9 protein-coding genes and 1 tRNA gene are annotated in these 12,922 nt (G+C 43.3%); 5 read left to right on the forward strand and 5 right to left on the reverse strand.

Features of this window, described 5'->3' with window-relative positions; all coding sequences use genetic code 11:
* Nucleotides 1-8: 8 nt before the first annotated feature.
* Together K339_RS37760 and K339_RS0121960 are read right to left on the reverse strand one after the other, a co-directional pair.
* Nucleotides 9-81: transfer RNA gene (locus K339_RS37760), tRNA-Thr, on the reverse strand.
* Nucleotides 82-297: 216 nt separating this feature from the next.
* Nucleotides 298-2,154, reverse strand: coding sequence for a DUF349 domain-containing protein (locus K339_RS0121960; protein ID WP_229598795.1), 1,857 nt, complete (start codon nt 2,152-2,154; stop codon nt 298-300).
* Nucleotides 2,155-2,256: 102 nt separating this feature from the next.
* Between K339_RS0121960 and pdxH the strand changes: the two genes are divergently transcribed.
* Nucleotides 2,257-2,901: a pyridoxamine 5'-phosphate oxidase gene (gene pdxH / locus K339_RS0121965; RefSeq protein WP_028525528.1), complete on the forward strand. Its 645-nt coding sequence runs from the start codon at nt 2,257-2,259 to the stop codon at nt 2,899-2,901.
* A 41-nt stretch (nt 2,902-2,942) separates the two neighbouring features.
* Nucleotides 2,943-3,953 (forward strand): NYN domain-containing protein, encoded by a 1,011-nt coding sequence (locus K339_RS0121970; RefSeq protein WP_028525529.1) that lies wholly within the window; start codon nt 2,943-2,945, stop codon nt 3,951-3,953.
* A 52-nt stretch (nt 3,954-4,005) separates the two neighbouring features.
* On the opposite strand, the gene K339_RS0121975 is transcribed toward K339_RS0121970, so the two are convergent.
* Nucleotides 4,006-5,181: an AGE family epimerase/isomerase gene (locus tag K339_RS0121975; protein ID WP_028525530.1), complete on the reverse strand. Its 1,176-nt coding sequence runs from the start codon at nt 5,179-5,181 to the stop codon at nt 4,006-4,008.
* Nucleotides 5,182-5,277: 96 nt separating this feature from the next.
* Between K339_RS0121975 and tilS the strand changes: the two genes are divergently transcribed.
* The 3 genes from tilS to K339_RS0121990 all read left to right on the forward strand — a co-directional run bounded on the left by tilS (nt 5,278) and on the right by K339_RS0121990 (nt 9,795).
* Nucleotides 5,278-6,612 carry a tRNA lysidine(34) synthetase TilS gene (gene tilS / locus K339_RS37255; RefSeq protein WP_028525531.1) on the forward strand — a complete coding sequence of 445 codons (1,335 nt, stop codon included), beginning with the start codon at nt 5,278-5,280 and terminating at the stop codon, nt 6,610-6,612.
* 144 nt (nt 6,613-6,756) lie between these two features.
* Nucleotides 6,757-9,078, forward strand: coding sequence for an OmpA family protein (locus tag K339_RS0121985; RefSeq protein WP_028525532.1), 2,322 nt, complete (start codon nt 6,757-6,759; stop codon nt 9,076-9,078).
* A gap of 222 nt (nt 9,079-9,300) precedes the next feature.
* On the forward strand, nt 9,301-9,795 hold the full coding sequence (locus K339_RS0121990; RefSeq protein WP_028525533.1) for a dihydrofolate reductase: 495 nt from the start codon (nt 9,301-9,303) through the stop codon (nt 9,793-9,795).
* On the opposite strand, the gene K339_RS0121995 is transcribed toward K339_RS0121990, so the two are convergent.
* Together K339_RS0121995 and K339_RS0122000 are read right to left on the reverse strand one after the other, a co-directional pair.
* Entirely contained in the window at nt 9,792-11,453 is a 1,662-nt protein-coding gene (locus K339_RS0121995; protein ID WP_028525534.1) for an ArnT family glycosyltransferase, read from the reverse strand. The genes K339_RS0121990 and K339_RS0121995 overlap by 4 nt on opposite strands.
* Before the next feature lie 114 nt (nt 11,454-11,567).
* A complete protein-coding gene (locus K339_RS0122000) occupies nt 11,568-12,755 on the reverse strand; it encodes an acyl-CoA dehydrogenase family protein (RefSeq protein WP_028525535.1) in 1,188 nt (395 codons plus the stop codon).
* Nucleotides 12,756-12,922 lie beyond the last annotated feature (167 nt).

Here is a 12,922-nt window from a genome sequence, read left to right on the forward strand (position 1 = left end):
CTTCTAAGAGCCCCCAGCCGGGATCAAACCAGCGACCTACTGATTACAAGTCAGTTGCTCTATCAGCTGAGCTATGGAGGCATTAAATTAAAAAACCGGAAAACCCGAAAAAAGATAGTCTCGTCGAAAATCTTCTAAGAGCCCCCAGCCAGGGCGACCCCGCAGCGACCTACTGATTACAAGCGGCAGGCGTTCCTGGCAGTTGCTCTATTAGCTGAGCTATGGAGGCGTTTTATTTTTTTCGTGGTGCAAAAGTAGCGTTTTTAATAATACAACGCTACTTTTTTCTAAAAAATTTTAGAGTGCTTCACGAACAATTTTTAGTTGTTGCTTTAAATCAGCGAGTTGCTTTTGGGCAACAATAATTTTTTTCTCAAATTCTGCTCGAACTTTTTCGCCGTTTTTAGAGCGTCCGAAAAATTCAATGTTATTTTGCCAAATGGTCAAATCGTTTTCGATTTGAGTCATACGGCGACGAATGTCAGATTCTTTGCGTTGAAGGCTACGAGAGTCTCCTTCGTTCGAGTTTGAAGAATCATTATCAATCATCACTTGATCACGCTCTTTTGGTGAAAGTTTACCAATAGCGCTTACATACGAATTAACAGCGTCGATGTAACGTTTGTTAATTGCTTGCATGTCTTTCTTAGGCACAAATCCAATGCTTGACCATTCTGACTTGAATGCGTTCAATTCTTTCAAATTAGCGCCTTCAATTTTAGCGCCCGCCTCTATCTTTTCACACAACGCCTGCTTCAAGCTCAAGTTTTCGGTAAACTCACGCTCAATCTCAGAGTTTTTGGCGCGCTTACGGTCAAAATACGCATCACAAGCTTTTTTGAAGCGTTCAAAGATTGAATCTTTGAACTTCTCAGGAACTTGCCCAATTTGCTTCCACTGTTTTTGTAATGCAATAACTTTATCGGTATTTGCCGACGAATCTTCTGAAGTTTCTAAGATAGCCTCAACCGCTTCGCACAACTCGGTTTTTAATTTTAAGTTTTGCTCCCGCTTGGCTTCTAGCTGACGGAAAAACTCGCCTTTGTTGTGGAAAAAAGTTTTGAGCGTTGCCCAGAATTTTTTGCTCAACTCGCGTCCTTCTTCACGAAGCATTTGCCCTTTGGTATTCACCCACTGTTCTTGCAAGGCCACCACTTCTTTGGTTTTCTCATTCCATTCGTTGATGCTGCTTGATGTGAATGAAGTATAAGGAACGAGCGTTTCGTATATTTTCGATTTTACTTCATAATTCTGAGCCAACACGTGTTTCTGCGCATCAGCTTGGGCACGACGAGCGTCGTGAATAGCATCCAAGGCCAACTTTAAACGTTGCCATAACACCTCTTGCTCCGCCTTTGGGCCTGGACCAATGTGCTTGTATTCGTCAAAGTGAGCATTTGCCTCTTCCAATACGGCTTTAGACAAGGTCGCGTTTTCGAGCGACTTCGCCAAAGACTCTACTTTTTCTACGAGTTCGGTTTTTTGCTGTAAGTTTTTCTTACGGTCAAGCTCCTTCAACTCATAGTAAATATTACGATTACTGTAGTATCGGTCAATTAACGCGTGGAAGGTTGCCCAAAGCGTGCTGTTATGTGGCGACGCAATGTTTCCCGCAGCTTTCCATTCGTCCTGAATTTTTTTAAACTCTTGCCAGCTTGACCCAGGATTCGTTGTATTGCTCTCATCGTTTTCTACCAATTCGCGCAAGCGTTGGAGCAACTGAGTTTTTGAGGCAAAGTTTTTGTCCTTTGATTTTTCGAGGTCCTGGAAGTAATGATTTTTTACGTCCTTAATTTGGCGATACAGCGCATCAAATTGCAACGTCAGTTCGTCAGGTTTGAACTCGAAGCCATCTTCAGACTCGTTTTCAGCCAAATATTTTTTTAGGGCTTCTTCACGCTCTGTTTTCTTACTTTGGTCAAAATGGACCTTCGCTTCTTTCAATACCTCATCGGTACGTTTAAAATCAGCAGGTTTTGCATTTTCGCCTTTGGCCAATGCAAGCTGACTTTCCAACAAACTAACAAAGTCTTTTCTGCTTAGTTGACCATAGTCAACTACCTGTTCATCAGCCACTTCTAACGCTTCCATGGCCTCTACACTCGCTTGAGTGAGTTGTTCGCTTTCGCTAAGTTCTGCTCCGTCGTTAATCATCGTAAATTTGGTCGTAATCGCTTAGATTTGCAAAAATAATAATTATAGCCGTTTTTCGGTGTTTTAAAGCCTGTTTTTCATTTATAGTTATTTTTCTTCCAAATGGATAGTTCAACAATTGCTCATCTTCGCAAAGATTATACGCTAAACGGATTGCGTAACGAAGATGTTTTAGAAAACCCAATTGATCAATTTAAGCGTTGGTTTGCCGAAGCATTGGCCTCTCAGGTCCTTGAGCCAAACGGAATGGTGTTAAGTACCATTGGTCGGGATGGGTATCCCCACGGACGTGTTGTCTTATTAAAAGATGTGGACGCGCGCGGTTTTAGTTTTTATACCAATTATCTTAGCCACAAAGGCGATGATTTGACCCAGCACCCTGTCGCTTCTCTTACTTTTTGGTGGCCCGAACTAGAACGACAAGTTCGGATTGTTGGAAAGGTTGAAAAAGTAGAAACGGCGGAGTCTGATGCTTATTTTGCCGTTCGGCCCCGTGGGAGTCAAATTGGTGCTTGGGTGTCGGAACAAAGCCAAACAATCGCCAACCGAAAGGTGTTAGAAGAAAAATTGGCGGAGTTAGAGACGCAATTTGCCGACCAAGCCGTTGTTCGTCCACCACATTGGGGTGGGTATCGTGTGCTTCCTCATCAAATTGAATTTTGGCAAGGACGCCCTAGTCGTCTTCACGACCGTTTATGCTATACTTATGAATCATACGAATGGAAACTAGAAAGACTTTCTCCTTAGCAAAAAATGTATCAATTATACCTATTTAATCACTAAAAAGTATGCCTTACAAAACTCCTAAAGACCTCACTAGAATCGGAGTCTTTTATGACGGAAATTATTTTTTACACGTAAGTAATTATTATAACTACACGCACGAACGCCGCAGTCGTATTAGTATTAATGGCTTACACGATTTTATTCGACAAAAAGTAGCGGATTTAGAAGGAAGTACTCCCAGGCTCTGCCAGATTGTTGATGCCCACTATTTTAGAGGTCGTCTGACGGCAGGGGAAGCCAGCCAACGTGGCGATTTGCTGTACTATGAACGGGTTTTTGATGATATTCTTATGTCTGAAGGGGTTACGACCCATTACTTGCCCGTCAGAAGTGTACTTGGTAAAAAATACGAAAAAGGAATTGATGTTTGGTTGGCACTCGAAGCGTTTGAGATGGCTTTTTACAAACGTTTTGATATTTTGGTTCTTATTGCTGCCGATGGCGATTATGTCCCTTTGGTGCGTAAACTAAATACGCTTGGTACGCGCGTTTTGGTATTGGGATGGGATTTTGAATATACCGATGAAGAAGGTAATCGCTTTTTTACGCGTACCTCCCAAGACCTCCTCTCGGAAGTTACCTATCCTATTGCCATGCACGACATTATCAATGGCCGCAACGAAGCCCTCACCAATCAGCTGTTTGTACCTCGAAACAAAATCAAGTTTTTCCCTAAACAAGAAGAAAATTCAGCCGTAGATGGCGAGCAGGGTAATGAACACGAAGGTTCTTCCGATGAAGGAATCAGAGAACCTTCCGAAGCGCTAGAATTTGACCCTGAGCAACGTCAAGAGAGCACCATCTTGTCATTAAAGGATGGTTTTGGGTTTATCAAATACCCTCCAAACAATGTATTTTTTCATTATACGAGTCTTCGCGAATTTGATTTTAATGACCTCACCGTCGGCGACCGCGTCCAATTTACCCTTGAAGAAAAAGAAGGTGGACGAGCTGTGGGTTATGACGTTTTTGTCTTAGAGGCATTCAAACATCTTCATCCCTTGAGTAGCTAATTTTACTTACCAAGCGCCCGAGACTTTTATATTTTCGGGCGCTTGGTTTAGGCTATTTTTCACTCAGCCTTCTTACCATTTCATAACAAGCCCGACTGTTATGATAGGGACATTTCCAGAAATTTATTTTGTCTCCTTTGATTGATGTCAATTCGGGCGTCACTGAACCATACCATTCTCCACGCTGGCTATCAATGAAGTGTTTTTTTATAAACGTCCAGCTTTTTTCCGCTTTCTCTTTAAAATGAACTTCTTTTGTTAGCTGATACGCGTTATAAAAACCCACCATTTGTTCTGCCAATACCCACCAGCTTCGCTCTCGATTGAGGTGATTGGTTGCAGGGTCAAATTCGTAATTCAAAGCCCCATCCTCTCCCAGTCCAGTACAGGCTGCCGCAGCTACTTTGATACATTTTTGTTTTACCAATTCCGTGCGAGATGGGTCATGTAGTACTTCGGCGGTTTCCCACAGCAACCATGATGCTTCAATGTCGTGGCCGTATGAAATCGTTGGCGCTTGGGGTGACCACCGTTGGTTAAAAAAAAGCCGTAGTCGGTGGGTATCTGAATCAATGAGCTTTTCGAGAAACATGTCGAGCAAGTGTCCCACACGTTGTTTTAATACCACATCTGGCCAAACCCGATACAAGTTGGTAAAGGCTTCAATCAAGTGCAAATGTGTATTTTGGGATTTATTCCAAGGCATCTTACTGAGAATCAAATCATCAACAGTTTCCCATTTTGTGCCAAATGATTCAAAATAACCACCAAACTCGGCATCATACCCGTGCTTGTCAACCACCTGAAATAGCTCTTTGGCAAAATCTAGCGCAGGCTGAAATTTTGAGGCAGCATAATATTCACTGATACCATACATGGCAAACGCTTGGGCGTAAAGTTGTTTGCGGGTATCAAGAGGAGCTCCCGTTGCAGTAACTGACCAATAAACACCGCCGTTTTGCACATCGCGAAAATGATTGTACAAGTAATGGTATGCCCTGTCAGCCAAAACCAAATACTTTCGACGGTGAAAATAACGGTACGCCGATGAGAACGTCCACAAAATACGGCTAGTAAGAATGACTGAGCGAGCGGCGTCCGCCACAGGTTTGTTGTCATAATTGACCCTGCCATGAAACCCACCACGTTCGTAATCGGGGGCGTATTTTTCCCAATAGGCAAGAATTCGTTTCCATTCCGTCAATGCTTCACGGGCCAGTGGTTCCATTTGTATCAAGTAATAAAAAATGAGCGTTTAGGTACAAAGAAGATTCATAGCCAAATCTCATTTACCTTTGCTTCCGTCATTCTAATCATTTGTTGTATGCAGCAAGCCTTTGAACAATTTATTCAGGAAAAAGCACTTTTTACCCACAATAATCGGCTATTATTGACAGTGAGTGGTGGCATAGACTCTGTCGTACTTTCCCAGCTTTGCCACGATGCAGGTTATTCATTCGCCATTGCCCATTGCAATTTTCAGTTGCGCGGAGAAGAATCCGAGCAAGACGAGCATTTTGTCAAAACCCTTGCCCAAACCTATCAGGTACCTTTTTATACTACACGCTTTCAAACCAAAAAATACGCCGATGGCAACGGAATTTCGACCCAAATGGCTGCCCGTGACTTGCGTTATGATTGGTTTGAAAATATAAGAACCCAACACCAATTTGACTTTATTCTAACTGCGCACCACCAAGATGATGTGCTAGAAACAATTTTGCTCAACCTTACCCGTGGAACGGGATTGGCGGGGCTTCATGGTATTCTTCCCAAAAATGGCGTCATCGTCCGACCTTTATTGTTTGCGACTAGAAAAGAAATCAACGCTTTTTTAACTGAGAAACAACTTACTTGGCGAGAAGACAGCTCCAATACTTCGGTCGATTATGTCCGAAATCGGCTACGGCATGATGTGATTCCAGTTCTTCGTGACATTAATCCACAAGTAGCAACGGCGGCTTTTCAAATGGCCGAACGAATACAGGAGGTAGAAAAAATAGTAACGCAAAGTATCGACGCCACCTCTCACTTGTTTGTTTCAACAAAAAACGACGCCGTGTGGCTGAACAAAGCGGTTCTTGACAATGTAAGTAGCCCGACGGAATATTTGAATTATTATTTAGCCGAATACGGTTTTTCTTACACCCAAGCTGTTCTCATTTGGCAACAAAGAAATCAGTCGGTTGGAAAACAATTTTTATCCGCTTCGCATCAATTGGTCAATGATCGGCTTCATTGGCTCATTACCCCACTACCTACTGCTGTCCCCTCCCCTATTTTGCTTACTGCTGATTCGGGAGAAGTGGCGTTTCAGGAGGGAAAACTACAATGGCATAAATTGAACTCGCTCGAAACAATTTCTCTTGGTTCTGCACAAAGCGCCTACCTTGACTTTGACAAACTAACCTTTCCTTTGCGGCTCAGACCATGGGCAAACGGTGATTGGTTTTGTCCGTCGGGGATGAAGGGAAAACGAAAGAAAGTGAGTGATTTTTTAATAGATTCTAAAATTCCCCGTAGCCTAAAATCAAAGGTATGGGTACTGGAATCTGCCAATGACATTGTGTGGCTGGTAGGCTATCGCGTTGATGAGCGGTACAAAGCACAGGAAAACAGTTTAGCAATTTGCGCATTTCAACTCAACACAACTACCTAACAAACAAATATTTACACATACAATTAAAAAATATTTTTTTATTTTTCTGTAAATTAGCCTCTACGCGCACTTCTTTTGGCACAGTATTTGGAGTACCCTTTGCGAAATCCTGTTTTCCTGCTACTGTAACACTAATAACACACAATGAAAACCGTAGTTAAAATGGCGTTGGGATTTGCTCTAACCCTGCTAACGCTCAATTTATTCGCCCAAAGTGCCCGACTACGCTCGGCCAACAGAGCATTCGACGACTACAGTTATGCCGACGCGGTGCGTGGGTATGAAGAGTTTATTCGAAACGACAAAAAAACTGATCCCGTCGAGCGAAAAGAAGCGCTCGAAAAATTAGCTTACAGCTATCGGCGCCTTCAAGACACCCGAAATGCTGAACGTATTTATGCGGAATTGGTAGAAAAATTCCCTGACGCCGACAGCCGCAATTATCTCTACTACGCACAGGCCCTCGCCAGCAACAGCAAATACCGCGAGTCGCAGCGTATGTACAGCAAATACGCGGAGGCACAATCGGCCGACTTACGAGGACGCAAGTTTACGGTCACTTACATGGACATGAATCGTTTTTACAAAGATTCGGCCATGTATCGGGTAGAATACCTCCCCGTGAACTCACGTCAGGCTGATTTTAGCCCCATGTATTACAAAGGTGGTTTGGTATTTGTCTCTGCCCGTGCCGAATCGGGCGTTATCAAACGCGTTTTCAACTGGAACCAGACGCCTTTCTTAGATTTATATTTTGCGCCCGATACTTCAGCCCTCAAGGGCGTTCGTGAGGTATATCGCAACACAACTGCCTCGTTGAGTGGTGCTTCAAAAGATGGCAATTCGGGCACCTTAGCAGAAAGCTCGGCAAGTGAAGATTTACCACTGCCCACAACAAAAGCTGAGAAATTTAGCCGTACGCTCAATACAAAATACCACGAAGGACCTGCTTCTTTTTTCAAAGATTATACCAAAGTGGTCTTTACCCGCAACAACTATAACAGCGGTAAAGCAAAGAAAAGTAGCGATGGCGTAAATAAATTGAAACTTTACATCGCTGACCAAAAGAACAAAGACTGGGGAAATGTGAAAGAATTGCCTTTCAACAACAACGACTTCTCATGCGGTCACCCTGCGCTTTCTCCCGACGACACTAAGTTGTATTTCGTTTCTGACATGCCAGGTGGCTACGGTGGTACCGATATTTACGTGGTAGAATATAACGGAGGTCAGTGGAGTACGCCTGTCAACCTTGGAAAAGAAGTGAACACTGAAGGCAACGAAATGTTCCCGTTCATTGATAGCGGTGGCAATCTTTATTTTGCCTCTGATGGCCACGAAGGCTTGGGCGGACTTGATATTTTCTACGCCGAATTGAAAGACGGGATTGCCTACAAAGGGGTTCAAAACCTAGGTGCTCCTATCAATTCTGAGAAAGACGACTTTGGTCTTATTACCGACAAAGACCGTGGCACTGGCTACTTTAGTTCGAACCGCGCCAAAGGTGTTTCTGATGACAACCTTTATAGTTTCCGTCGCACTTGCCGCCCGCTCGACATCCTAGTGTATGATGCCAAAACGGGAGCTCCCATTGAAGGTGCTGACGTACGAATCGTGAAAAATGGCTCGAACCAAGACATTCAACAAACGGGAATTGATGGCGCCACCAAAATCTGCTTAGAAGCCCAAACAGATTACGATTTCAAAGCCATTAAGGAAGGATATGCCACCAACAATGTGTTGTTTTCAACCATGACGCAGTCGTCAAAACCACAGATGAGCGTTTCGATTTATCTCAACAAAAGCGAAAATACCATTCTCCGTGGTACAGTAAAACGCGAGGTAAATCAAGCTCCTCAGGAGGGAGTAAAAGTGACGCTAAAAGATGAAAAAACAGGCAAGGAAAAAACGGTTGTAACAGGCCCAGATGGTGGCTACGAATTTGAGGTGGACCCTAACCGCAACTATGCCCTCCGCGCTGAAGGTGATGAGTTGGCTACCAACGAACAGCCCATCAACAAAAACAAGAAAAACAAACGCAAAGTAGTAGAAAGTGACTTGAGTATGTATGGAACGGGCGACGTTTTTACGCTTGATAACATCTATTACGACCTCGATAAATTCTTCATTCGTCCCGAAGCGGCCCGCGAACTTGACAAGGTAGTTGCGCTGATGAAAAAGTACCCAACGATGATGATTGAGTTGCGCTCGTTTACGGATAGCCGCGCAAGCGACACCTACAATTTGCGCTTGTCCGAACGCCGTGCCAGAGCTGCTTTTGATTACTTGGTACGTAAAGGTATCGGCCCGTCTCGTTTAGAGGCTCGCGGCTACGGAGAGTCTGAACTTGTCAATGATTGCAGCAACGGAATAGATTGTAATGAGTCTGACCACCGCCTCAACCGCCGTACCGAATTTAAGATTTTGTCAGTGAAAGGAACGGGCGAAGAAGCCATTGGTAAATAAGCGCTCGATAGAGACACAAAGATAAAAAGTGTTAGTTAAGTACAGGAAGCAAGCGGCGGGGCAACATTTTGCCTCGCCGTTTTGTTTATATATAACAACCAAACATCATTCGTTTTATTATCAGCTTATTACATTATTTTACTTTACAAGTATTCTATTTTTTAACACTGTTAGTTTTTGTATTTTATTGCGTTCTAGCAAACAATTTTAAACACATTTTCGATGCGAATTTCACTCATTGCCGCCATGTCCGAAAACCGTGCTATCGGATTAAAAGGCCGACTTCCTTGGCCCCATTTACCCAATGACTGGGCTAATTTTTTTAAAGTTACGGAAGGTTGTCGAATGATTATGGGCAGAAAAAGTTATGATACACCCGACCGACTTTGGTCCAAAGCAGGGAATTTTGTCATTACTCGCCAAGCAGATTTTCCCCTTGACGAAGGCTTTGAAAGGGTCAGTAGTTTGGAAGAAGCACTGGAACATTGCAAAGACGATAAAGAAGTTTTTGTCATTGGTGGTGAAGAGATTTTTCGTCAATCACTCCCGCTCGCCGACTGTATTCATCTCACTTTGGTACACGGCATTTTTGAAGGAGATGCGTTTTTTCCTGCGTTCAACGAAGCCGATTTCCATATAAAAAGTCGGCAAGAATTTCCTGCCGACTCATCACATTTGTATTCGTATGCGTTCTTAGTTTACGAAAGAAAGCATTAAGATTTCACCCGAATCAAATACCTCGGGCGAGTCTCCGTAGCGCGCATTGCTGGGTTTAAAAAAGGTAAAGTTAAGCCCGTCACGTGAAAATTTTGGTACTGGTTCACCACTTCAAAAGCCTTACCAGATGCCTTTATAGACGTGTATCCTTGCTCATCTGTATAGACCAATTTAGGCTGTTTTGAGGTCTCTGTTTTAAGGGCAGATTCCGTACGAATCACGGGAGTAATTCGGCTTGTGTAGTAGTCCAAAGCGCTGTGAAAAATGTTGTATTCTCCCTCGGGTGCTAAGTCATAAATGACAAAATTTGGGAGTTCTGCTTTGTGTATTTTTGCCACTTCCTGCCCAACGACCGAGCCTGTTTGATAACGTAAAAGGGATGGATAAAAATGACCATTCATCACCAAGTTGGCGGCGATGGCAGTGAGTAATGGCGCAAAAACGAGCTGCGAAAATGCGGGGCGTTTTTTATTATACAGCTGAACAATCAGTACTGCCAACAGCCCAAAAACGATGATTAAAAAAATATTTTCGAGCGGGAAAGCCCACGTTGACAAAATCAGAATGGCCAATCCCATCACACAGGTTGTTACAATCAAACCAATTTTTACCCAACGAAATGCTCCAATTGAAGGGTGTTCGATAAGCTTGCTCAAGTACCTCGCTGTGATAACGGCTCCCAACGGAAAAACCACAAATGTATAATGCGGGAGTTGGTACTGTGCGGTAGAAAGCGCCATAAAAGGCAACACAAAACCACCCAAAGAAATGGCTTCCTGTGAGGCGTTTAGGCGGAATTTATTACGGATAATTTCTCGGATAAAATCAACCAAGCCTGGAATAAAGGCCAAAACCCAAGGCAAAAAGCTCCAAAGGAAATTGTGCGATTGGAAAAATAAACCTGGACTATTGTTCCATTCGTTCTCGCCCGTGATTCGCCCAAAGCTTTGTTCCCAAAAGAAAAAATACAAACCATGTGAACCATATTGACGTTGTAATCCAATGCAATACGGCACCAAAACGATTCCGACGATTAAGATTCCGATGAGCCAACGCGGGTCAAAAATATTTTTCCATTGACGTTTTAGGGCAAAATCAACAAAAAAACCAGCCCCAACGACAATGACGCTGATGGGTCCTTTGGCCAACATTCCCAATCCGACAAACACAAACGCTCCTATAAAATGAGACCATTTTCGGTGTTTCAGGTATTCTGCCAATTGCCAAATCGCTACTGTGACGCAATTGGTCAATAATGTATCGCAACGAACGTCGTGGTTCATCAAAAAAAATGCCTGACAACTCCCCATGACCAAAGCGGCAATGTAGGCCGTTTGCTCTGAATAATATAATTTGGCAAAACGATAAATGGCGTAAATTCCCAATAAGGTGGAGAGAATAGGTACCAAACGATACGCAAAATTGGTCGCCCCAAATATTTTGAGAATCAGCGCTGTCACCCAGAAAAGCAACGGGGGTTTATCGAGGTAATAGTCCTTTTCTCGAAATTGTACTTCTAAAAATTCGTTATTATCGGCCATTTCGCGACCAATGGAGGCATATTGGGCGGCATCAATATCCATAATATCAACACCAAATGCTCCTACTAAATACACCACCAGCAACGCCGCAAATGGCAATAAACGATTGTAATTCATAATTTAGATTTGTGGGTTATTTTTGAACCATATAAGACATATAAGGGATTATAAGTGCTTGCGCGCAGTTAAATCTTACATTTTCTTATATGTCTTATATGGTTTTTAAACTCATCACTTAAATGCCTGTATTCCAGTTATTTCATTACCAAGAATCAACAAATGAATGTCATGCGTACCTTCGTAGGTAATGACCGACTCCAAGTTCATCATGTGGCGCATCATCGGAAAATCGCCCGTAATACCCATTCCACCAAGCATTTGCCGAGACTCGCGTGCAATGTTCAAAGCCATTTCTACATTGTTACGTTTGGCCATCGAAATTTGGGCTGTCGTTGCTTTTCCTTGATTTTTCAAAGTCCCCAAACGCCACGCCACCAATTGCGCTTTGGTGATTTCGGTAAGCATTTCCGCCAATTTTTTCTGCTGTAATTGAAACCCACCAATGGGCTTCCCAAACTGAACCCGCTCAAGCGCGTAGCGACGCGCAGTTTCGTAACAATCCATGGCTGCCCCAATCGCTCCCCACGCAATCCCATAACGGGCATTGTCCAAACAACCCAACGGCCCACGCAGCCCATCGACGTTTGGCAAAATATTTTCTTTCGGAACTTTTACATTGTCAAACACCAACTCACCCGTTGCACTCGCCCTCAACGACCATTTATTATGAATTTCGGGCGTAGTAAAACCTTCCATACCGCGTTCCACAATCAACCCTTGAATACGTCCTTGTTCATTTTTGGCCCAAACCACCGCAATATCTGCTACGGGAGAATTGGTAATCCACATTTTTGACCCGTTGAGAATCACGTGATCACCCGCCTCCGTAATACGGGTTAGCATTCCGCCAGGATTAGAGCCATGGTTGGGCTCGGTCAAACCAAAACAGCCAATCATTTCACCCGAGGCTAATTTTGGCAGGTATTTTATTCGCTGTTCTTCTGAGCCGTAGGCATAAATAGGCCACATCACCAACGAACTTTGTACCGAAACTGTCGAGCGCATACCCGAATCGCAGCGTTCAATTTCTTGGGTGATCAATCCATACGAAATATAGTCTAATCCTCCACCGCCGTATTCTACAGGAATGGTTGGGCCAAACGCGCCAATTTCTGCAAAATTTTTAATCAAATGAGCAGGGAAAGTTCCTTTTTGGGCATACTCTTCGATGATAGGTTGCACGTCGCGCGCTATCATTTGGCGAACCGCATCACGGACAAGAATATGTTCTTCGGTCAATAAATCATCAATTTGATAAAAATCTGTGTAGTTTGTAGATGTTGAGGAAGTAGTACTCATGATTTTTGGACAGGTGTTTAGCGTGACAAAATTAAGTTGCTTTGTTAATGAAGAATTGGCATCAAAAATACCACAAAATCAACCCAAAACCACAATGCGTCAAGGATAATCAAACAACAAACGTCATTTATAGGTATTGAGTTTGTAAGTTTTGGCGGAATTTTTCA

The organism is Runella limosa DSM 17973, from assembly GCF_000482465.1.
Lineage (GTDB): Bacteria > Bacteroidota > Bacteroidia > Cytophagales > Spirosomataceae > Runella > Runella limosa.